This window comes from Pseudomonas sp. AC136 (assembly GCF_979258585.1).
In genome coordinates this window covers 4,987,258-5,010,179 of the sequence record NZ_OZ409865.1, presented here as the reverse complement: position 1 = coordinate 5,010,179, position 22,922 = coordinate 4,987,258, and the positions used below count along the sequence as shown (strand labels likewise).

The 22,922-nt window shown below is 61.0% G+C and carries 14 protein-coding genes, 1 other RNA gene and 1 pseudogene; 6 read left to right on the top strand and 10 right to left on the bottom strand.

Annotation, left to right across the window (positions count from 1 at the left end; all coding sequences use genetic code 11):
- Positions 1-33: 33 nt before the first annotated feature.
- Positions 34-1,317 carry an arsenic transporter gene (locus ACZZZU_RS22460; protein ID WP_122496927.1) on the top strand — a complete coding sequence of 428 codons (1,284 nt, stop codon included), beginning with the start codon at positions 34-36 and terminating at the stop codon, positions 1,315-1,317.
- Between the two features lie 17 nt (positions 1,318-1,334).
- Here the strand turns inward: ACZZZU_RS22460 and ACZZZU_RS22455 are convergent, their stop codons facing one another.
- From ACZZZU_RS22455 to ACZZZU_RS22435, 5 genes and pseudogenes are all read right to left on the bottom strand, one after another.
- The gene (locus ACZZZU_RS22455; RefSeq protein WP_463551855.1) at positions 1,335-2,027 is read right to left on the bottom strand and encodes an endonuclease; all 693 of its coding nucleotides are present in this window, start codon (positions 2,025-2,027) and stop codon (positions 1,335-1,337) included.
- Between the two features lie 225 nt (positions 2,028-2,252).
- An RNA gene (ffs, locus tag ACZZZU_RS22450) (signal recognition particle sRNA small type) lies at positions 2,253-2,349 on the bottom strand.
- A gap of 123 nt (positions 2,350-2,472) precedes the next feature.
- Positions 2,473-3,906, bottom strand: coding sequence for a PAN domain-containing protein (locus ACZZZU_RS22445; protein ID WP_463551854.1), 1,434 nt, complete (start codon positions 3,904-3,906; stop codon positions 2,473-2,475).
- A gap of 208 nt (positions 3,907-4,114) precedes the next feature.
- Positions 4,115-4,819 (bottom strand): methyl-accepting chemotaxis protein, encoded by a 705-nt coding sequence (locus ACZZZU_RS22440; RefSeq protein ID WP_463384668.1) that lies wholly within the window; start codon positions 4,817-4,819, stop codon positions 4,115-4,117.
- A gap of 201 nt (positions 4,820-5,020) precedes the next feature.
- Positions 5,021-5,749: pseudogene (locus ACZZZU_RS22435) on the bottom strand (MCP four helix bundle domain-containing protein); the annotation flags it as partial.
- A 248-nt stretch (positions 5,750-5,997) separates the two neighbouring features.
- Between ACZZZU_RS22435 and ACZZZU_RS22430 the strand changes: the two are divergent.
- A complete protein-coding gene (locus ACZZZU_RS22430; protein ID WP_122496919.1) occupies positions 5,998-6,276 on the top strand; it encodes an HU family DNA-binding protein in 279 nt (92 codons plus the stop codon).
- Between the two features lie 86 nt (positions 6,277-6,362).
- On the opposite strand, the gene ligA is transcribed toward ACZZZU_RS22430, so the two are convergent.
- From ligA to ACZZZU_RS22410, 4 genes are all read right to left on the bottom strand, one after another.
- Positions 6,363-8,735, bottom strand: a complete 2,373-nt coding sequence (gene ligA, locus ACZZZU_RS22425; protein ID WP_463551853.1) for an NAD-dependent DNA ligase LigA — start codon at positions 8,733-8,735, stop codon at positions 6,363-6,365.
- A gap of 135 nt (positions 8,736-8,870) precedes the next feature.
- Positions 8,871-9,704, bottom strand: a complete 834-nt coding sequence (gene zipA / locus ACZZZU_RS22420) for a cell division protein ZipA (protein ID WP_463551852.1) — start codon at positions 9,702-9,704, stop codon at positions 8,871-8,873.
- A 199-nt stretch (positions 9,705-9,903) separates the two neighbouring features.
- Entirely contained in the window at positions 9,904-13,401 is a 3,498-nt protein-coding gene (smc, locus tag ACZZZU_RS22415) for a chromosome segregation protein SMC (RefSeq protein WP_463551851.1), read from the bottom strand.
- A 26-nt stretch (positions 13,402-13,427) separates the two neighbouring features.
- Positions 13,428-14,084 carry a GntR family transcriptional regulator gene (locus tag ACZZZU_RS22410; RefSeq protein WP_463551850.1) on the bottom strand — a complete coding sequence of 219 codons (657 nt, stop codon included), beginning with the start codon at positions 14,082-14,084 and terminating at the stop codon, positions 13,428-13,430.
- A gap of 313 nt (positions 14,085-14,397) precedes the next feature.
- On the opposite strand from ACZZZU_RS22410, the gene ACZZZU_RS22405 reads away from it, so the two are divergent.
- Positions 14,398-15,531 (top strand): alkane 1-monooxygenase, encoded by a 1,134-nt coding sequence (locus ACZZZU_RS22405; RefSeq protein WP_463551849.1) that lies wholly within the window; start codon positions 14,398-14,400, stop codon positions 15,529-15,531.
- 400 nt (positions 15,532-15,931) lie between these two features.
- On the opposite strand, the gene ACZZZU_RS22400 is transcribed toward ACZZZU_RS22405, so the two are convergent.
- The gene (locus ACZZZU_RS22400; protein ID WP_463552175.1) at positions 15,932-17,551 is read right to left on the bottom strand and encodes a phosphoethanolamine transferase; all 1,620 of its coding nucleotides are present in this window, start codon (positions 17,549-17,551) and stop codon (positions 15,932-15,934) included.
- A gap of 367 nt (positions 17,552-17,918) precedes the next feature.
- Here ACZZZU_RS22400 and xdhA point away from each other — a divergent pair, with 367 nt between their 5' ends.
- The 3 genes from xdhA to xdhC all read left to right on the top strand — a co-directional run bounded on the left by xdhA (position 17,919) and on the right by xdhC (position 22,870).
- Positions 17,919-19,370: a xanthine dehydrogenase small subunit gene (gene xdhA, locus ACZZZU_RS22395; protein ID WP_463382253.1), complete on the top strand. Its 1,452-nt coding sequence runs from the start codon at positions 17,919-17,921 to the stop codon at positions 19,368-19,370.
- On the top strand, positions 19,363-21,759 hold the full coding sequence (gene xdhB / locus ACZZZU_RS22390; RefSeq protein WP_463551848.1) for a xanthine dehydrogenase molybdopterin binding subunit: 2,397 nt from the start codon (positions 19,363-19,365) through the stop codon (positions 21,757-21,759). The genes xdhA and xdhB overlap by 8 nt, the downstream gene beginning before the upstream one ends.
- A 277-nt stretch (positions 21,760-22,036) precedes the next feature.
- Positions 22,037-22,870 carry a xanthine dehydrogenase accessory protein XdhC gene (gene xdhC / locus ACZZZU_RS22385; protein ID WP_122496903.1) on the top strand — a complete coding sequence of 278 codons (834 nt, stop codon included), beginning with the start codon at positions 22,037-22,039 and terminating at the stop codon, positions 22,868-22,870.
- Positions 22,871-22,922 lie beyond the last annotated feature (52 nt).

The following is a 22,922-nucleotide window of genomic DNA, read 5'->3' as shown; positions in this document are numbered from 1 at the left end:
ATATCGCCCACCCGTCCCCGCCCGAGCCGAACCATGCTGACCGCTTTCCTCATCTTCGCCTTCACCATGCTCTTGGTTATCTGGCAGCCCAAAGGCCTCGGCGTCGGTTGGTCGGCGTCGGTCGGCGCGCTGCTGGCGTTGGCGTTTGGCGTGGTCGGGCTGCATGACATTCCCACGGTGTGGGCAATCGTCTGGAACGCCACCGCCACCTTTATTGCCCTGATCGTGATCAGCCTGATTCTCGATGAAGCGGGCTTTTTCGAGTGGGCGGCGCTGCATGTGGCGCGTTGGGCGCGGGGCAATGGCCGGCGACTGTTTGCCTTTACCGTGCTGCTGGGGGCGGCGGTGTCGGGCTTGTTTGCCAACGACGGCGCGGCGCTGATTCTCACGCCCATCGTTATTTCCCTGCTGCTGGCCCTGCGCTTTTCCCCCGCTGCGACCCTGGCATTTGTGATGGCAGCCGGCTTTATCGCCGATACCGCCAGCCTGCCGCTGGTGGTGTCGAACCTGGTGAACATCGTCTCGGCCGACTATTTCAAGCTCAGCTTCAACGACTACGCCGCCGTCATGGTGCCGGTGAACGTGGTCAGCGTGGCCGCCACGCTGGGCGTGCTGTACCTGTTTTTTCGCCGCGACATTCCGCTCGCCTATGCCACCGAAGACCTCAAGCTGCCGGCCGATGCCATTCGCGACCGGCCGACCTTTGCCGTCGGCGTCGGCGTGCTGGTGGTGTTGCTGATCGGCTTGTTTGCGCTGGAACCGCTGGGCATTCCGGTGTGCGTGATCGCCGGCGTTTGCGCCGCCGCGCTGTACGCCGTTGCCGCCCATGGCCACGTGATTCCCACGCGCCGCGTGCTGCGCGACGCACCGTGGCAAATCGTGGTGTTTTCGCTGGGTATGTATTTGGTCGTGTACGGCCTGAAAAACGCCGGCCTTACCGCCTACCTGACGCAACTGCTGAATTATTTTGCCGAACACGGCGTGTGGGCTGCGGCCATGGGCACCGGCGTGACCACGGCACTGCTGTCATCGGTGATGAACAACCTGCCCAGCGTGCTGATCGGCGCCTTGTCGATTCAAGACTCCGCCGCCGTTGGCGTGGTACGCGAAGCGATGATTTACGCCAACGTCATCGGCTGCGACCTGGGCCCGAAAATCACCCCCATCGGCAGCCTGGCCACCTTGCTATGGCTGCACGTGCTGGCGCGCAAAGGCATTCGCATTACCTGGGGTTATTACTTCAAGGTCGGCATCGTGCTGACCTTGCCGGTGCTGCTGATCACCCTCGCCGCCCTGGCCGTGCGCCTGGGCGGCTGACAGCACTCAAGGCGTGTTCAGCGACACGCCTTGAGGTCGACCTTGCCCACATACGGATTGCCGCGCCCCATCACGCACGCCACCTTTTGGTTGCGCGCCAATTCCCACGGCTTCACCGGGTACTGCTTATTCCACGCCGCATAAAGCTGCTTGTCCTGCTTGGACAAACGCAGGCCGTAACGCTGGCTCATATAAAAATACGTGCGCGCCACCATGCCGCGCACCTGCGGCCGGGGCATGGCCTTGCGCGCCTTGAAATCCACCACCATCGGACAGGCGCCGTACTGCGTTGGTTTTTGCGGCAGCCAGCCGTAGCCGAAATTGCTGCGGTCGCCGTTCACCTCGCCAACGCTGGGCACCAAATTGTGCAAATCGGCCTCGGCCAGGCGATAGGTCTGGTCCGAGCGCGCGCAGTTGGAACGTCCACCCTTCTGCCAGCATTGGCGCTGATGCCCTATCACCCACGCCGGCACAATGTGCTCCCACTCCACCCGCGAAGCCCGCTGGGCATTCTTGCGCGGCACGTAGCCGCAGCTTTTCAAATCCACCTTGTTCCCGGAAAACCGACACCCGCAATAGAACTCAACCGGGTCGGACGCATACAGCTTCCAGCCGGCTTTCTTGGCTTCGGCGAACGTACGGGGTGCGGCGTGGGAAACATTCAGGGCGAGGGAAAACAGCAGGCACAACAGGAACAAACTACGCGACATCGGGGCGTGTCCTTGGCAGCGAGGGAGAAAGCGAAAGACTGTATGCGCATACAGCTATTTCGTAATCTTCCTACAAAGTTGTAGGACCGTTCAATGGTGGCAGATTAGTTTCCCGGCGCTGGATGCGAGACACCCACACGCGGGACGACAAGCGCGCGCCGGACAGGGCGTTTTAACAGGAGAGGGAAACAAAAGAGAAAAACCAGGACTTCAGAAGGAGGCAACCCCCACCAGCCACACCCCGGCACACAATGTTCCCGCTGTGGCTGCTTCCTTCCGGACCTGACCAGGTTAACGGGTAATCGTTGCGGGGGGACCGATGGGGGTCACCATAACGCGTGCCTTCAAGGCTGAAGGCCGCGCCATTGTACCGGCTTGTTTGGAACTTACAACCGCCTCGTGCGGTTTAAAAACGCATCCACTACAAGCACTTGCGATGCACGGCTTAGAGTCCGCAGCCGGGGTATTTTTTCCCGGCGGTGGCGTTCGGCAGGCCGAGGAAGTCGAGGACGTGCGGCGTCACGCCATCCACTTGCAACAGCGGGGTGGCGCTCAGGTCGCCGACGCAGTACGCGGTTTTGCCGGGGTTCTGGTAGCTGTTGTTGAGGATCAGGATGGTGCTGCGCTCGCCCGCGCTCTGGCCACCGTGACCGCTACCAGTGCCGCCATGATCGGAGGCAACCACAATCAGCCATTCTTCGTTGGCGTAGTTCGGACGCGCAGCAAGGGTGTCGAGCACTTGTTGAATTTGCGCATCTTCGCCACGGATTTTGCTCTGGTAGAACGCGTTCAACGGCTCGTAGCTGGCGGCGTGAATGTCGACGTTGTGCAGGTAGTAGAAAATCGCGGTCGGCGGGTTCGTCCAGCCGAGCCAGCCCTTCACGGTGTCGGTGGCCTGCTGGGAATTCTTCGCGCTGTTGGCGACCACAAAGTCAGCGCCTACGGGCTTCAAGTTATGGGTGATGTTGAACCAGTCGCCCACCACGCCAACGGTTGCGGTCGGGTACTGCTGCTTCAGCAGGTCGAACACGTGCGGCTTGAGCATGGGCAGGTCGGTGGCGTTGCTGGTTACGCCATGGGCGCTGGCCCAGAACCCGGTGAACGCGGTGGCCCAACCAGGGCCGCTGAAGGTGTCTTGCACGCCGCCAGCCAATACGTTGCGGTGAAACGCGCCACCATCAGCCAACGCACTGAGGGCCGGCGTGGCCGCGCAGCCCGGGCAGAACAAGGCATCGCCACGCAGGCCATCCATGCCAATAAACAGCACGTGTTTGTTGCCGGGCACCGGGTTGGCAACGCCCTCGCCAGCTACCAGAAAATAGTGGTCGTACGGGTTGCCGGCGTAGTTAGTTTTCAACCCACCGACGTCGCTGGCGCGTTTGTCGCTGAGGTCGCAGGCGCTGGTGGTTTTGTTGAAGTCGAAGGATTTGCACCAACTGCTGCGGCTGGCATCGGTGCAGGCGGTTGCGCAGTCTTTCGGTGTGACGTCTTTCAGATTCTCGACGTTGTAGCCGGAAATGGCTGCGTTGATGACGCGCGAGAAATTTACCAGCGGGTCTGGCTTGAGCGAGTAGTGGTCGTAGGGGTTGCCGCTGTAGTCGGTTTTCAGCCCGCCCACATCGCTGGCGCGTTTGTCGCTGAGGTCGCAGGCGCTGGTGGTTCGGTTGAAGTCGAACGACACGCACCAGCCGGCGCGATCCGTGCTTTCGCACGCATCGGCGCATTGCTGCGGGGTGACGCCTGTCAGGTTCTCGCGGTTGTAGCCGGAAATGGCTGCGTTGGGTGTCAGGGTGAAATCAGCCAGCCCGCTGGCGTGGACAGCGGGTGCCAGCCAGGCGGCGGCGAGGGTTAAGGTCAGGCGCAGAAAGACAGGTTTCATGGCGGTTCCGTGGCGATGAAGGGAGCTCGCACGGTAGAAAAGCCAGATGACCGGGACGCTATCAAATCCATACGTAAATTGGCGGTTAAGTATTGAGCGCAGCTATGCCAACTGTGCTGTAGGAGCCACCTTGGTGGCGAACCCTGGAAACGCCGATACCGAAGTTTTCAGGGTTCGCCACCAAGGTGGCTCCTACCAAAGGATCGCGCTAGACGCGGAAGCTGCCGACCAATTTCGCCAACCCCGAAGACAACTCCGACAACCGCTGACTCGCCTCGGTGCTTCGCTCCGAGGTGCTGGCCGCTTCGTTGGACAGTTCGCGAATGTCGCTGATGTTGCGGGCGATTTCTTCGGTGACGCTGCTCTGCTCTTCGCAAGCGGTGGCGATTTGCGCGGCCATGTCATTGATGCGTCCGACCGAGTCGCTGGATTCGGACAAAATCTGGTCGACACCCGCCGCGCGGTCGACGCTGTCGCGCGCTTTGATGCTGCCCGAGTCCATCGCCTTCACGGCGTTCTGCACGCCCACCTGCAAGCGTTCGATCATGTTCTGAATGTCTTTGGTCGAGTCTTGCGTGCGGGCAGCCAGGGCGCGCACTTCATCAGCGACCACGGCAAAACCGCGCCCCTGCTCCCCTGCCCGCGCGGCTTCGATAGCGGCGTTCAGCGCGAGCAAGTTGGTCTGTTCGGCGATGCCCTTGATTACGGCCAGCACCGCGCCAATGTTGGCGGTTTCCTGTTCCAGGGTCTGAATAGTGCCGGAAGCGCTTTCCACTTCCTGGGCCAACTGGCGCATGGCGCTAATGGTCGCGCCCACCACCTGAGCGCCCTCGCGCGATTGCACTTCGGCAGTACGCGCGGCGTCAGCGGCATTCTGGGCGTTGCGCGCCACTTCGTTGACCGCTGCGCTCATTTCGGTGGCGGCGGTGCTGACCTGGTCGACGGCGGCGTGTTCGCTGCTGATCAAGCGATCGTTGGCGGCGGCCATGCCGGCCAGGTTTTGCGCCGAGGCAGCCACTTCGCCGGTGACGCGGCCAACCTCTTTGATCAGCGGCTGCAGCTTGTCGAGGAAGCGGTTGAACGCCGCGCTTAGCTGGCCCAACTCGTCACGGGACAACACGTCCAGGCGCACGCGCAAATCGCCGTCGCCATCGGCGATCTGTTCGATGCGGTGCAGCAGGTTTTCCAGAGGACGGGTCACCAGAATCGGGAAGCCCACCACCAGAATCAGGCACACCAGCAGGCCGAACGCGACGATGCCGCCTTGCTGCCAACTGAGCTCTTTACCTTGGGTGATGGCGGCGGTGCCTTCAGCATTGGCGGCGGCATCTTCCAGCTCGCCGAGCTTGTCGATGGCGTCACGCATGGCTTCGAACTGCGTTTCACTGGTGCCGAAACTCAGCGCGCTGGCGGCGTCGGGGTCGCTGCCTGCCAACTGCACGACATTGAGCGAGGTGGCCTTCCAGGTCGCATAACCCTGGTCGAACTGGGCGACCAAGGCTTGGGCCTCGGGGCTGGGGTCCATGGCGGCGTATTTATGCACGCGGTCGTAAGCCTGCTGCATGTTCTCGCCATGGGAGGTTTTCAGCCCGGCGATGTGCTCGCCGGCGGCTTCATCAAGCAAGCTGCGTTCGGCCACGAACGCTTGATACAGATCGCGGTCGGCATTGAGCAACAAGCTGATGGCGGGCAGATAACGGTTGGTCAGTTTGCCGCTGGAATCGGCGACCTGAGTAATGCCTCGCACCCCCAGCACGCCCATCAGTACCAGCAGCACCGCCAGCACCAGAATGGGCAGGGCAATTTTCCAGCGGAAACCCAAGTCGGCAAACACGCGCAGCATGATGATTCTCCAAGCGACAGAACAACTCTTTGCAAGCGTAGACGCTCGCCGCGTTTTTATCGGGGCGTGTTGGAGGCATTCTGAGATCACCGCCGCACACCACGCTTGTGAGGCTATCGGCCAGCCGTGGCGGCGCCTGAAGGTCGCAGGGAAAAATGCCCGAGGTGCCTGATCGGCCAAGGCTTTTGTGCTAGCGTGCCGGCTTTCGCGCAGCACCCTTTCCGTAATCGTTTAAAGGAACAGCCAGCATGGCCATGAGCAAAGACCAGTTGATCACCGATATCGCCGAAGCCACCGACGCCTCCAAGGCGACCGTGCGCGCCGTGTTGGAGCAACTGAGCGAGATCGTCAGCGACGCGCTAGAGAACTACGACGAAATCACCCTGCCGGGCATTGGCAAACTGAAAGTCGCCGACCGCCCTGCCCGCACCGGCCGCAACCCGCAGACCGGCAAGGCGATCGAAATTGCCGCGAAGAAAGTCATCAAATACGTGCCGGCCAAGGCATTGAATGACGCGATTAATTGAGGATTGGCTGAACAGCATCGCGGCTAAAGCCGCTCCTACATTGCACCATCTGTAGGAGCGGCTTCAGCCGCGATTGGTTAGCAGGGTCAAGCCTCGATGCCATACCCCGCCAACGCCCGCAAAAACTCGGCTTCGTCGAGCACCTTCACACCCAGCTCATTGGCTTTAGCCAGCTTCGAACCCGCTCCCGGCCCGGCCACTACGCAGGTGGTTTTCGCCGACACCGAACCCGCCACCTTGGCGCCCAGGCTTTCCAGTTTTTCCTTGGCGATGTCGCGGCTCATGATTTCCAGGCTGCCGGTCAGTACCCAGGTTTGCCCAGCCAGCGGCAGCCCTTCGACCACGCGCTTTTCACTGTCCCAGTGCATGCCAAATTCGCGCAGCTGCGCTTCGATTTTCAGCGCGCGTTCGCGGTTTTCGGCGACGGCGAAGAACTCGCGCACGGCATTGGCCGGCTTCTCGCTCAGGGCTTGACGCAGGTCGAGCCAGTCGGCGTCGAGCACCTTTTGCAGCGACTCACCAAATTTGGCTGCCAAGGTTTTTGCGCCGGTGGGGCCAACGGAAGAAATATGCAATTTGTCGAGCAACCCGGCCAGGGTGGTGCTGGCGGCATACTCGGCGCCCAGTTCGCCCTGGCCCTGAATATCGAGCACCTGTTCAAGCTGCTCGATCACGCTCTGGTTGTGGCTGTCGCTGAAGAATTCGTGAATTTCATAGGCCACCTCCAGGCCCACGTCTGGCAGGTAGGTGAGCACTTCGGGTAACGCTTGTTTGATGCGCGCCACCGACGCCAACGAGCGGGCCAGGACCTTGGCGGTTTCTTCGCCGACGTCGGGAATGCCGAGGGAAAAGATAAAGCGCGCCAGGTCCGGCTTGCGGCTGTTTTCGATGGCGGCCAGCAGGTTTTTGCTCGACAGCTCGGCGAAGCCTTCGAGTTCTACGATCTGTTCGAAGGTCAACTTGTACAGGTCGGCTGGCGAATGAATCAGGCCTTCGTCCACCAACTGCTCGATGGTTCTGTCGCCAAGCCCGTCGATGTCCATGGCACGGCGCGAGACAAAGTGAATAATCGCCTGCTTGAGCTGGGCGCCGCACGCCAGACGGCCAACGCAGCGGTACACGGCCCCTTCGCTAACGGTTTCGCGGCCCTTGCTGCGTTTGATCAGCTGCGTGCGTTCAACATGAGAGCCACACACCGGGCACTGCTCCGGCACATGCACGGGTTTGGCATCGGCCGGGCGGCGGTCGAGCACCACTTGCACCACCTGCGGAATCACATCGCCGGCACGGCGAATGATGACGGTGTCGCCGACCATTACGCCCAGGCGCGCCACTTCGTCCATGTTGTGCAGCGTGGCGTTGGCGACCATCACGCCGGCCACTTTTACTGGCCGCAGGCGCGCCACCGGCGTAACCGCGCCGGTGCGGCCGACCTGGAATTCCACGGCGAGCAACTCGGTGAGCTCTTCGCTGGCGGGGAATTTGTGAGCGATGGCCCAACGCGGCTCACGGGCGCGAAAGCCCAGCTCGCGCTGCCAGGCCAGGTTGTTGACCTTGAACACCACGCCGTCGATTTCGTAGGCCAGCGCGTCGCGCTTCTCGCCGATGGCGCGGTAGTAGTCCAAACATTCCTGCGCGCCCTTGGCCAGTTTCAGCTCGCGGCTGATGGGCATGCCCCAGTCTTTGAGCGCATTAAGAATGCCGATGTGCGTGTCGGGTAATTCGCCTTGGACCTGGCCGATGCCGTAGCAGCAGAATTCCAACGGGCGCTTGGCGGTGATGCTGGAGTCCAGCTGGCGCAAACTGCCAGCGGCGGCGTTGCGCGGGTTGGCGAACGTTTTACCGCCCTGCTCCAACTGGCTGGCATTAAGGCGTTCGAAACCGGCGCGGGACATAAACACTTCGCCGCGCACTTCCAGCACGCTGGGCCAGCCGCTGCCGTGGAGCTTGAGCGGGATGTTGCGCACCGTGCGCACGTTGGCGCTGATGTCTTCGCCGGTGCTGCCGTCGCCGCGTGTGGCGCCGCGCACCAGCTTACCGTCGCGGTACAGCAGGCTTACGGCCAGGCCATCGAGTTTGGGTTCGCAGCTGTACTCCACCGTAGCACCGGCACCGAACAGGTCGCCGGCCGGAAGTTCGTCGGCCAGGCCCTCGCGCACGCGGCGGTCGAAATCCAGCAGGTCTTCTTCAGCGAAGGCGTTGCCGAGGCTGAGCATTGGCACCTCGTGTTTCACCTCGCCAAAGGCCGATTGCACCAGGCTGCCGACGCGTTGCGTGGGCGAGTCGGGGCTGACCAGTTCCGGGTGTTCGGCTTCCAGCGCCTTCAGTTCGTGGAACAGGCGGTCGTACTCGGCGTCCGGAATGCTAGGTTCGTCCAGCACGTGGTAGCGGTAGTTGTGCATGTCCAACTCGCTACGCAGTTGGGCGATACGGGTGGCGGCGGTCTGGGCGTCGGTCATAACGGAAGTCTCGAAACGAAAAAGAGCAGCCGAAGCTGCTCAGTCATTCTAGATCTGCGTAGGAGGTAGCTTGCTGGCGATTGCTCTAACAGCTTCGCGAGCAAGCTCGCTCCTACAAAAAACAGCGGCTGGCTATCAGCGCTTATTGGTCAGCGCTTTGCGCTCGAATTCAACGATGCGCTGGCGGTAGTGTTCGATGGTTTGCGCGGTCATCACACTGCGTTGGTCATCTTTCAACTCGCCGCTCAATTCATGGGCCAACTTACGGGCCGCCGCAACCATCACATCAAATGCCTGTTTAGGATGACGCGGACCCGGCAAGCCAAGGAAGAAACTCACGGCGCGGGTGCTGAAGTGGTCGATGTCGTCCAAATCAAATGTGCCGGGTTTAACCCCGTTGGCCATGGAGAACAATACTTCGCCATTGCCGGCCATGCTTTCGTGACGGTGGAAAATATCCATCTCGCCAAAACGCAGGCCACTTTCCAAAATGTTCTGCAACAGCGCCGGGCCATTAAAGCCTTCGCCTTCGCGGGCAACTACGTTGATGACCAACACTTCTTCTACGGGCGGCAGGTCTTTGCTGTCTTGCGGCACGCTGGGATTACGTTTTTTCGGTTCAGCATCGTCAACCGGATTAAGCAGGGTTGGCACCGGCTCTTCGATGCCCAGATTCAAATCGCCCTGGCTTGGCTCAACCACTTTGCCGCGACGACGATTCAATTCGCGCGGGCTCATGGCCGGCAAATCTTCTTCTTCGACTTTGGGTTCAGTGTGGCGGTCGAGAACACGCGGCGGGCCCAGCAATTCAGGGGCGCCGTCGTCGTCCGGAAGGTTGGAGAAACTGCGGTCCAACTTGAATTTCAACTTGCCTTTACCACCGCGCATGCGCCGCCAGCCATCAAACAGAATGCCAGCGATAACAATGATGCCGATGACGATCAGCCACTCCCGCAGACCGATTTCCATGTAATTCTGTAGCCCCTGAAAAAATAATAATAAAGAAGGGCATCCGCCCTGTGACTCAACCCGATGATCCGATAAAAACTGCCGTCAGAACTTCAGCCTGCGTGTATCAACTCCATGTTCTGACAGACATTTCCTGCATATAAAAAATAGTGGGCAATAAGCTAGCACGACGAAAGGCAACTTTACACCGCTGTACGCGTTATGCCTCCACCAAAGCCAAGGCTTCTTCGACATCTACTGCGACAAGCCGCGAGCAGCCAGGTTCATGCATTGTTACGCCCATCAACTGATCGGCCATTTCCATGGCGATTTTATTGTGGGTGATATAGATGAATTGCACCGTCTCGGACATCTCTTTTACTAGACGCGCATAGCGCCCGACGTTGGCGTCGTCCAGCGGCGCATCCACTTCGTCGAGCATGCAAAACGGTGCCGGATTGAGTTTGAAAATGGCAAACACCAGGGCCAACGCGGTGAGTGCCTTTTCGCCACCGGATAACAGGTGGATGGTGCTGTTCTTCTTGCCTGGCGGGCGCGCCATGATGGTAACGCCCGTATCGAGCAAGTCTTCGCCGGTCAGTTCCAGGTAGGCATTGCCGCCGCCAAACACTTTCGGGAACAGTGCCTGCAAGCCGCCGTTGATTTGGTCGAAGGTTTCTTTGAAGCGGTTGCGGGTTTCCTTGTCGATTTTGCGGATCACGTTTTCCAAGGTGTCCAGCGCTTCAACCAGGTCGGCGTCCTGCGCGTCGAGGTAGCGCTTGCGCTCGCCCTGCTGTTGATATTCGTCGATAGCCGCCAGGTTGATCGGCCCGAGCCGCTGAATGCGCGCAGCCAGGCGCTCAAGCTCTTCTTCCCACGATTTCTCGTTGGCCTCGCTCGGCAACGTGCCCAGCACGCCGTGCAGGTCGTAGTTGTCTTCCAGCAGTTGATCCTGAATGGCTTTGCGGCGCACGGTCAGCGATTGCCATTCCATGCGCTGCTGTTCCAGCTGGGTGCGCAGCAATTGCGATTGCTGCTCGGCCGAGGTGCGGCGCTTTTCGGCGTCGCGCAGTTGGCGGTCGGCGTCTTCCAGGGCCAGGCGGGCGAATTTCAGTTCGTCTTCCACGCCCATGCGTTTGTCGAGCAACTCTTCGAGCTTCATGCGCAGCTCTTCCAGCGGCGCAGCCCCTTCGTCGAGGTTGAGGTTCAGCTGTTCACGTTTTTCGTGCAGGCGTTCGGCCTGCAATTCCAGACGCTCAAGCGCCTGGCGCGTGGAGTCGTGTTGAGCCTTGAGCGAGCCGAGGCGCACGGCCAACTGGTGCGCATGGTCTTTATGCTGGCGGGCTTCCTGGCGCACACGGTCGAGGCGTTCGCGCAGGGCGTCGCGCTGGGCCATCAATACTTCGCGTTGTTCGGTGTCGAGGGCCATGGCGTCGAGCGCATCTTGCAGCTGAAGACGCCCTTCGCCGAGCTGTTCGGCCTCGATGGCGCGCTGCTCGCCCAATTCAACCAGTTCTTCGTCGAGCCGACGACGGCGCAGGGTCAGTTGTTCGACCTTGGCTTGGCCTGCCGACAATTGCGCCTTCAGCTCGCCCTGACGGCGCGCTTCGTCTTGCAGACGGCGGCGTTGGTCTTCGCGGGTTTGTTCTTGCTGCTGCTGGGTTTCGCGCAATGTTTGCAAGTGTTCGTCGAGGCTCGCCAGGCTGGCTTCGCGCTCGTCACGCTCAAGCCCCAACCGCTCGATTTCCTGACCGCGGGCCAGCACGCCACTTTCGGCTTCGCTGGCGCGACGCACCCGTAGAAAGTGCCGGCCGACCCAGTAGCCATCGCGGCTGATCAGGCTCTCGCCCTCGCCCAACTGAGCGCGCAGCGTCAACGCGTCATCCAGCGTGTTGACCGGTTTGACCTTACCCAGCCAGGGCGCCAGATCGACGCTGGCTTCGACTTTATCGAGCAGGCTGCCAGCCACCCGCGCGCCGCCCTTGGCGGGGCTGAGCAGGCGCAGATCACCTTGGTCGAAGCTGGCGAAATCGAGCGCACCTAGCTGCTGCGAATCGTCCAGCAACACGGCTTGCAGATCGGCGCCTAGCACGGTTTCCACCGCCAGCTCCCAACCGGCTTCGACCCGCAAGCCTTCGGCGAGCCGTGGACGTCCGTTGAGTTGTTGTTCGCGCAGCCAGTCGGCGGTGCCTTTGCCGGGGTCGAGGGCGGCTTGTTGCAGCGCTTCCAGCGAGGCCAGGCGGCCGTTCAAGCGTTGCAGCTCGCCTTGGGCTTGCTGCTGCGCCTGACCGGCTTGCAGCAGTTCTCCGCGCAGTTGTTCCAGGCGTTCCACCATGGCCTGCTCGGCGTGTTGCAGCTCTTCAAGGGTCAGTTCGCTGCTGGCCACTTGCTCGCTGAGTTCGAGAATGGCGGCGTCTTCGGGGTCTGCCGAAAGCAACACCAGTTCGTCGTTCAGCCGACGCTGGCGCTCGGCCAGGCGTTCCAGGCTTTGTTCCAATTGCTGAATGCGCGACTGCTGCACCTCGGCCTGCCGCCGTGGCTCGGCGGAGCGCAGGTTGAAATCGTCCCACTGGCCTTGCCAGCCCTGCATGGCGCTTTCGGATTCTTCCAACGCGGCGGCAGCTTCTTCAGCGGCGGCGTGGGTGATTTCCTGCTCCGGCTCCAGCAGCGCCAACTCCTCGCCGAGGGTGGCGAGCAAGGTGCGGTCGTGGCCCAGGTGAGATTCAGTTTCCAGGCGCGCGCGTTCGGCTTCGTTGAGGTCGTCTTGCAACTGGCGCAGGCGTTGCTGGCCGTGCTGGATGCTTTGCTCGACACGGGCGATATCGCCGCCCACCGAATAAAAACGGCCCTGCACAAGGTTGAAGCGTTCAGACAATTCATGGTGGCCATCGCGCAAGCGCTCGATGCTCGCATCAGCGTTGCGCTGCTCGGCCACCAAGGCTTCGAAACCGATTTCCTGGTTGCCGATGATTGCTTCGCGCTGCCCCACTTGCTCGTTCAGCGCCTGCCACTTGAGCGCCGACAATTGCGCTTTGAGCTGACGTTCTTCGGCTTTGTATTCCTGGTACTTCTCCGCCGATTGCGCCTGGCGATGCAGACGGTCGAGCTGACGTTCCAACTCTTCACGCAGGTCGGTCAGGCGTGCCAGGTTTTCATGGGTGCGGCGAATGCGGTTTTCGGTTTCACGGCGGCGTTCCTTGTACTTCGAGATGCCGGCCGCTTCTTCGATGAAATTGCGCAGGTCTTCGGGCTTGGCTTCGATCAGCTTGGAGATCATGCCCTGCTCGATGATCGAGTAGCTGCGCGGGCCCAGGCCGGTGCCGAGGAAAATATCAGTGATGTCGCGGCGCCGGCATTTGGTGCCGTTGAGGAAATAGGTGTTCTGGCTGTCGCGGGTGACGCGGCGGCGAATGGAAATTTCGGCGTAGCCGGCGTATTCGCCCACCAGGGTGCCGTCGCTGTTGTCGAAGATCAGCTCGATGCTGGCTTGGGTGACCGGCTTGCGGGTGTTGGAGCCGTTGAAGATGACGTCGGTCATCGACTCGCCGCGCAAATTCTTCGCCGAGCTTTCGCCCATTACCCAACGCACGGCGTCGATGATGTTCGACTTGCCGCAGCCATTGGGCCCGACCACCGCCGCCATATTGCTGGGGAAGTTCACGGTGGTGGGGTCGACGAAGGATTTGAACCCCGCCAGCTTGATGCACTTGAGCCGCATAGCGCGCTGTCCTTAGCCGGGTACGGTTAGCGTTCTGCCATGGCGGCAAGCACCATCTGGCAGTTGTGTTGGCTATAGGCCGTAAGGGTTTCGCGCACCTGGGCCGGGTCGCGTGCGATCACGGCTTGCAGCAAGCCGGCAAAGGCGTTGAGGAACTGGCTCATCTCGCTTTTGCGTTTTTCCAGCGCCAGGTGATACGTGCGGCTCATGGCCGGCAGCAGATTTTCCAGGGTTTCTTGCAAATACGGGTTGTTGGCGAACAGGAACGCAGCGCGCATGACGTCGAAGCTGCTCTGCACAAAACTGTCGATATCGCGGGCTTCGGCATGGGCCATCAATTGCTGCTGGATGGCCACGAAAGGCTGCAGATCGGCCTCGGTTTTCCAGCGCTCGGCCACCGCGTAACCGAGCAGGATATAAAGCTCGATTACCAGGGCATAGAGGCTTTTGACGTTATGTGGCGTCAGCTCGCTAACGTGCGCGCCACGACGCGGAAGAATGGTGATCAGGTGGCGACGCTCGAGAATCAGCAGCGCTTCGCGTACCGAGCCACGGCTGACATTCAGCGCCAGGGTGACCTTCTGCTCCTGAATGCGCTCACGCTCTTTCAATTCCCCACGAATAATGCGCTCGGCCAGGTGATGAGCAATCTGCTCGGCAAGGCTGTCAGGTGCTTTGAACATAAGCGTCCTTAGGGGAAAGGTAGTTGCAAGCGTAGCGAGCGACGGGTAGGCAAGGCAAAAAGCTGGGGAAAAAGCGGAGTTGGCTATAGCCAATGAGCATTTTTCACCTGCTTTTTAACGCCGCATAACCGAGCGCAGTAGCTTGCCAAAACGGGCGCGAGTGTAACACAGCGTGTTACCGCTCCAAGCGGCGGCAAGCGTTACAGCCAAGCGGCTTGCCGTCCAAAAGGTGGGGCTGGGAACGGCGTTTGCCGAGGGTGATTGTCCTACAATTTCAGGTGTCGACTCCCCTCTAAAAACAATGGAGCTCACCATGTTTGCTTTCCTGCCCTCCTCTTGGATGATCGCCCTGAAAAAAGCCGGTTATTGGATTTGGCTGATCCCCGTGCTGGGCGTGCCCATGAGTTATTACTGGTCGGTGGGTAGCGCCCACGCCGACGTCTGGGCCTATCTGGTGGTGACCGTGGTGTTCGGTGTTATTCCAATTCTGGACGCCATTGTCGGCCGCGATCCGGCCAACCCCGATGAAGTGGCCGACGTGCCGAAAATGGATAAGCAGGGCTACTACCGCCTGCTCAGCCTGGCCACGGTGCCGTTTCTGCTGGGCATGTTGGCCTGGGCCGGCTGGGCGTTTGTGCATTACGAGGCCTGGAGCTGGGTTGGCCGGCTGGGTTGGGTTCTGTCGGTGGGCACGGTGACAGGCGCCATCGGCATTACCGTGGCGCACGAGTTCATTCACAAGGACCCGCAACTGGAACAGAACGCTGGCGGATTGCTGCTGGCGGCGGTGTGTTACGCCGGTTTCAAGGTGGAGCATGTGCGCGGCCATCATGTGCACGTGTCCACACCGGAAGACGCCTCGTCCTCGCGCTTCGGCCAAAGCCTGTATGCCTTTTTGCCGCACGCCTACAAACACAACTTTTTGAATGCCTGGGCGCTGGAGAAAGAGCGCCTGCAACGCCGTGGTTTGCCGGTGCTGCATTGGCGCAATGAGCTGATCTGGTGGTACGCCATCAGCAGTTCGTTTCTGCTCGGCTTCTGCCTGGCATTTGGCTGGATGGGCGCGCTGTTTTTCCTCGGCCAATCGTTCGTCGCGCTGACGCTGCTGGAGATCGTCAACTACGTCGAACACTACGGTTTGCATCGCCGTAAACAGGCCAACGGCCGCTACGAACGCACCAATCCGCATCACTCATGGAACAGTAATTTTTTGCTGACCAACCTGTTCCTGTTCCACCTGCAACGCCACTCCGACCACCACGCCTACGCCAAACGCCGCTACCAGGTGCTGCGGCACTTCGACGACAGCCCGCAGTTGCCCAATGGGTATGCCGGAATGATTGTGCTGGCACTGTTTCCGCCGCTGTGGCGCCGCGTGATGGACCCGCGTGTGCGGGCGTATTACGCGGGGGAAGAGCATCAGTTGAGTGAATCGCAGCTGGCCTAACAAACTCAACGGCTCTGCTCCCCTCGCCCGCTTGCGGGAGAGGGGCCGGGGGTGAGGGCCGGGCCCAACGCAAACCCAAAAATCAAAGGCCCCTCTCCCTAACCCTCTCCCGTAAACGGGAGAGGGGACTGGACGGTGCGCGGCTCTGCTCCCCTCGCCCGCCTGCGGGAGAGGGGCCGGGGGTGAGGGCCGGGCCCAACGCAAACCTAAAATCAAAGGCCCCTCTCCCTAACCCTCGCCCGCCTGCGGGAGAGGGGCTGGGGGTGAGGGCCGGGCCCGACGCAAATCTGAAATCAAAAGCCCCTCACCCTAACCCTCTCCCGTAAACGGGAGAGGGGACTTGGCCGTACGCGATTCAGCTCCCCTCGCCCGCCTGCGGGACTGACGGGGACAACGGTCGTTACGTCCGGCACCCCGCAAACATATCCAGCCCCTTGTCGTACACCTTGGTATTCACCTGCAACAGCCCAAGCATCGAGCTGAACAGGTTGTCCTGGCTCACCGGCTGCTCGCGCTGGCCTCTCAAGCAATCGGCGTTGAGCTGAAATTCCTGCTGATAGCTGTCGGAAAACCAGGCCAGCATGCCGATGTGTTTCTGCTGGTCGGGCGCCATCATGTACGGCGTGCCGTGCAGGTACAGGTTGTATTCGCCCAGCGACTCGCCGTGATCGGACATATACAGCATGGCGCTGTCGACGTTGTCCTGGTTGGCGCGCAGCACGTCGATCAGGCTCGAGAGCACGTGGTCGGTGTAAAGAATGGTGTTGTCGTAACCGTTGACGATGCTTTCACGCGAGCACTCGTTCAGCGCATTGCTGGTGCACACCGGGGTGAATTGTTCGAACGCTTTCGGATAGCGCTTGAAGTATTCCGGGCCATGGCTGCCCATCTGATGCAGCACCAGCACGGTGTCGTCTTTCAGGTTGTCGAGGGTGTTCTGCAAACCTTGCAGCAGAATTTCATCGTGGCATTCGCTGTTGGCGCACAGGGCCGGGTCTTTGAGGTCGCTGACGTCGACGAAATTCACTCGGTCGCAGGTGCCTTTGCAGCCGGACTGGTTGTCACGCCATTGCACGTTGAGCCCGGCACGCTTCAACACGTCCAGCAGTCCTTCTTGGGAATAGGCTTTGCCCGCGCTGTAGTTGCTGCGGCCCAGGTTGGAGAACATGCACGGCACCGACACGGCGGTTTCCGTGCCGCAGGAATGGGCGTTGGGGTAAGCGATAACGCCGGGCTGGGCTTTGAGTTTCGGCGTGGTGTCACGGTCGTAGCCCAAAATGCCGAAGTTGTCGGCGCGGGCGCTCTCCCCGACCACCAGCACGGTTAACGACTTGTGCCGATGGCTCTGCCAGGCCGGCGCTTTTACGGCGTCTTCGCCGAGGGTGCGAAACGGCTGTTTGCCGGTGGCGATTTCTTCGCGCAGCAAGTTGAAGGAAGCGCCCACGTAGTTGCTCGGCACCACCATCAAGCGCAGTTCATGGTGGTTGCGGAAAAACGAGGCCAACCCTTGGTAGTTGGCCATCGCCACCACGCCCAAAACCGCTACGCAGCCCACCGTCACCAGCAGTTTGCTCAGCAGCTCGCGAGGCCAGGTGCGGTAACTCACGGGAATAAGCCAGAGCACCGCCACCGGCAAAATGCCCAAAAACAGCACATAGGCCGCCAGCTTGAACGACAACAGGTCACGCACTTCGGTGGCGTTGGTCTGCGCGGCGTTGCGCAGCATTTCAAGATCGACCACCACGCCGTATTCGTTCATGAAATAGGCAGCGCCCGCGCTCACCAGTAGCAACAAGGTGAGCACCGGTTTGAGCACCCAGCGAAACGCCAGCAGCGTGAGCACCAGGTTGAACAGCGCCAACACGATCAGACCAAAGGCCACACGCGTGATCAAACCCGCGCCCGTGCTCGGCGTAATGCTGAACACGTGCGCCCACAGCACGGGGTTGCAGGCTAATAACAGAAAGGCGCTGCCGACCAGGGTCAGCAATTCAGGGCGTATGGCCTTTACTTTAAGCAGTGAGTTCACGGTGCGATTCCGCCCAGGTTGAAGTGGGGCAGATGCTAGAAACGCAACGATCAAAAATTCGTTAAAAAAACCTCAACGTTTGGTTGGCCGGAAAATACTTACAGCCAAGAAAGATCGGGCCTTACAGGACTACAGGAAACGACTGCTTGTCGGGCACGCGGATTGCTTGACCAAAGAGTCAAATATTTTATTGACCCAAAAGTCAGAATTCTCTAAATTCGCAAAACAAACCCATCGGCTCTTCACCCCTCTCCCGCCTGCGGGAGAGGGGCCGGGGGTGAGGGCCAGCCGTTACGCAACCTCGCTCCCTCAAAAAGTTGCGTGCCATAAAAAACAAGAAAGTGCCTGGAGGTCGTCCTTGATCCAGTTTTTACTCAACCGTGAGCTGCGCACCGAGCAGCGTCTCGACCCGAATGTCACCGTGCTGAATTACCTGCGTGAGCACCTGGCCAAACCCGGCACCAAGGAAGGCTGCGCTTCCGGCGACTGCGGCGCGTGCACCGTGGTGGTGGGCGAGTTGGACGAGTCGTCCGGCACCCCGCGCATTCGCTACCGCACCCTCAACTCCTGCCTCACGTTCGTTTCGTCGCTGCACGGCAAACAACTGATCAGCGTTGAAGACCTCAAGCATCAAGGCCAACTGCACAGCGTTCAGCAAGCCATGGTCGACTGCCACGGCTCGCAGTGCGGCTTCTGCACCCCGGGGTTTGTGATGTCGTTGTTCGCGCTGCAAAAAAACAGTGACGGCTTTGACAAGGCGCAAACCATGGAAGCCCTGGCCGGCAACCTGTGCCGCTGCACGGGCTACCGCCCGATCATCGACGCCGCCGAGCAAGCCTGCTGCCAGAAACAGCCGGACCAATTCGACGCTGCTGAAGCTGAAACCATCGCCAAACTGCAAGCCATCGCCCCGCAAGAAACCGCCGAGCTGAACAGCGGCGACAAGCGTTGCCTGCTGCCGCTGACCATTTCCGATCTCGCCGACCTCTACGCCGCCAACCCGCAAGCACGCCTGCTCGCCGGTGGCACCGACCTGGCGCTGGAAGTCACCCAGTTCCACCGCGAGCTGCCGGTGATGATTTACGTTGGCCACGTGGAAGCAATGAAACGCGTCGAGTTCACCGACGATGCCATCGAGATCGGCGCCGCTACGCCGCTGTCCGACTGCTACGGCGCGCTGGCCAAGGAATACCCCGACTTCGGCGAACTGCTGCACCGCTTCGCCTCGCTGCAAATCCGTAACCAGGGCACCTTGGGCGGCAACATTGGCAACGCCTCGCCCATCGGCGACGCCCCGCCGCTGTTGATCGCCTTGGGCGCTCGTGTGGTGCTGCGCAAAGGCAACCAGAGCCGCAGCCTGCCGATCGAAGATTACTTCCTCGATTACAAAGTCACTGCTCGCCAGGAAGCCGAGTTCATCGAAAAGGTGGTGGTGCCGCGTCACCAGAGCAATCAGGCGTTCCGCGCTTATAAAGTGTCGAAACGACTGGACGACGACATTTCCGCCGTGTGCGCCGCCTTCAACGTGGTGGTGGCCGATGGCGTGGTGCAAAGCGCCCGCGTGGCCTTTGGTGGCATGGCCGCCATCCCGAAACGTGCCGCCGCCTGCGAAGCCGCGCTGCAAGGTGCCCAGTGGGATGCCGATGTGATCGAACACGCCTGCGACGCGCTGGCCAACGATTTCAGCCCTCTGAGCGACTTCCGCGCCAGCAAGGAATACCGCCTGCTCACCGCACAAAACCTGCTGCGTAAATTTTTCCTCGAGCTGCAAACTCCAGACGTCGAAACACGGGTGACCGCTTATGTCTAACCACCACGCCCCGAAAAGCCAGGAAGAACTGGCCGAACTGTTCCGTGCCGGCATCACCACCGGCGTAGGCCGCAGCGTTAAACACGAAAGCGCCGACAAGCATGTGTCGGGCGAAGCCGTTTACGTTGACGACCGCCTGGAATTCCCCAATCAGCTGCACGTTTATGCCCGCCTGAGCGACCGCGCCCATGCTCGCGTGACGAAAATTGATGTGTCGCCCTGCTACCAAGTGCCAGGCGTGGCCATCGCCATCACCCATAAAGATGTGCCCGGCCTGCTCGACATCGGCGCCGTCGCCCCCGGCGATCCGCTGTTGGCCGACGGTCTTGTGCAATACGTTGGCCAAGTGGTGATTGCCGTGGCCGCCGACACCCATGAGAACGCCCGCAAAGGCGCCATGGCCGCGGTCATCGAATACGAAGACCTGGAACCGGTGCTCGACGTGGTCGAAGCGCTGCGCAACAAGCACTTCGTGCTCGACAGCCACCAGCACCGCATCGGCGACTCGGCCAGCAGACTGGCCACCGCCCCGCGTCGTTTGCAGGGTTCGCTGCACATTGGCGGCCAGGAACACTTCTACCTGGAAACCCAGATTTCTTCGGTCATGCCCACCGAAGACGGCGGCATGATCGTCTACACCTCCACGCAAAACGCCACCGAAGTGCAGAAGCTGGTGGCCGAAGTGCTGGACGTGCCGATGCACAAAGTGGTCATCGACATGCGCCGCATGGGCGGCGGTTTTGGCGGCAAGGAAACCCAGGCGGCCAGCCCGGCGTGTTTGTGCGCCGTGATCGCGCACCTGACCAAGCGCCCGACCAAAATGCGCCTGCCGCGCGTTGAAGACATGCAGATGACCGGCAAGCGCCATCCGTTCTACGTGGAATACGACGTCGGCTTTGACGAAAACGGTCTGCTGCATGGCATTGAAATCGAGCTGGCCGGCAACTGCGGCTACTCGCCGGACCTGTCGAACTCCATCGTCGACCGCGCCATGTTCCACTCCGATAACGCCTATTTCCTCGGCAATGCCACGGTGAACGGCCATCGCTGCAAGACCAACACCGCCTCGAACACCGCGTATCGCGGCTTCGGCGGCCCGCAAGGCATGGTCGCCATCGAGCAGATCATGGACCACATCGCCCGCGACCTCGGCAAAGACCCGTTGGAAGTGCGCAAGCTCAACTACTACGGCAAAACCGAGCGCAACGTCACCCACTACCACCAGACGGTCGAGCACAACGTTATCCACGAGATGACGGCCGAACTGGAAGCCAGCAGCGACTACGCCAAGCGCCGTGTCGAAATTGCCGAGTTCAATAAAACCAGCCCGATCCTGAAAAAAGGCCTGGCCCTGACGCCGGTGAAGTTCGGCATCAGCTTTACCGCCAGCTTCCTCAACCAGGCCGGTGCGCTGATCCACATCTATACCGACGGCAGCATCCACCTGAACCACGGCGGCACCGAAATGGGCCAGGGTCTGAACACCAAAGTGGCGCAGATCGTTGCCGAAGTGCTGCAGGTGGACATCGCCCGCATCCAGATCACCGCGACCAATACAGACAAGGTGCCCAACACCTCGCCGACCGCCGCTTCCAGCGGTGCCGACCTCAACGGCATGGCCGCCAAGAACGCGGCGGAAACCATCAAGGCGCGCCTGGTGGACTTCCTCACCCGCGAGTACCGCGTGACGCCGGAAGACATTGAATTCCGTAACGGCCAGGTGCGCGTGCGCGACCAATATCTGTCGTTTGAAGAGATGATTCAGAAGGCCTATTTCGGCCAGATTTCTCTGTCGGCCACCGGCTTCTACCGTACGCCGAAAATCTTCTACGACCGCAGCAAGGCAGCGGGTCGGCCGTTCTACTACTTCGCCTATGGCGCGGCGTGCATTGAAGTGATCGTCGACACCCTGACCGGCGAATACAAATTCCTGCGCGGCGACATCCTCCACGACGTGGGCGATTCGCTGAACCCGGCCATCGACATCGGCCAGGTGGAAGGCGCGTTCGTGCAAGGCCTGGGTTGGCTGACCATGGAAGAGCTGGTGTGGAACGCCAAAGGCAAGCTGATGACCAACGGCCCGGCGAGCTACAAGATTCCCGCCATCGCCGACATGCCGCTGGATCTGCGCGTGAAACTGGTGGAAAACCGCAAGAACCCGGAAGACACCGTGTTCCACTCCAAAGCCGTGGGCGAGCCGCCGTTCATGCTCGGCATCGCCGCCTGGTGCGCCATCAAAGACGCCGTCGCCAGCCTGGCTGACTACCGCGTGCAACCGCAAATCGACGCCCCCGCTACACCGGAGCGCGTGCTGTGGGGTGTGGAGCAGATGAGGAAGGTGATGAAGGAACAGAAGGCCAAGGCAGCCGCAGCAGTCGAGACCGCCTGACGCAAACCTACTGTGGGAGCGGCTTTAGCCGCGATGCTCTTGAAGATCACAAGCATCGCGGCTAAAGCCGCTCCTACAGGAACAACGATTGACCCAATACCCGGTGAACAACAATGACAACACACACCGCACACACAACCACCCCAGCCGCGCCGCAGAGCCCCGAAGCCCTGCCGCGTCTGGTGTTACTGGAACAGCCCGCCGCGCCCGCGAAAGCCGATGACGACTGGCGCCTGTCCCGTTCCGCAAAACCGCTTCGCACTTGGAGGCTGAGCAAATGAGCTGGATCAGCGCCCTCGCCGACTTGCAGCAACAGGGGCAACCTTGCGTGCTGGTGACCATCATCGAAGAACTGGGTTCTACGCCGCGCAATGCCGGTTCGAAGATGGTCGTCACTGCCGACCGCATCTACGAAACCGTGGGCGGCGGGCACCTGGAATTCAAAGCGATGGAGCTGGCCCGCGAGATGCTCGCCAACCGCACCCAGGACACGCGCCTGGAACGCTTCAGCCTCGGCGCCAGTCTGGGTCAATGCTGCGGCGGCGCCACGGTGCTGCTGTTCGAGCCCATGGGCCAGCCGCAAGCGCAAATCGCCGTGTTCGGCGCCGGCCACGTCGGCCGCGCGTTGGTGCCGCTGCTGGCAAGCCTGCCTTGCAAGGTGCGCTGGATCGATTCGCGGGAAAACGAGTTTCCCGAACACATTCCGCAAGGCGCCACGAAAGTGCTGAACGACGAGGTGGTCGATGAAGTGGAGAACATGCCAGCCGGCAGCTACTTCATCGTCATGACCCACAACCACCAGCTCGACCTGGAACTGACCGCCGCCATTCTCAAGCGCAACGACTTCGCCTACTACGGCCTGATCGGTTCGCAAACCAAGCGGGTGAAGTTTGAACACCGCCTGCGCGATCGCGGCTTCAGTGCCGAAGTGATGCAGAAAATGCGCTGCCCAATGGGCATCGCTGAAGTGAAAGGCAAGCTGCCCATCGAGATTGCCGTGTCCATCGCCGGCGAGGTGATCGCCACCTACAACGCCAACTTTGGCCAGGGCGAAAAGAGCGGCGAAAGCGTCGCCAAATTGATGCCCGCCTCGCGTCGCGCCAAGGCGTAGATCGCTTTATTGGGCTGAGCCGCACGCGACGCCCAACGACACCGCATACCAA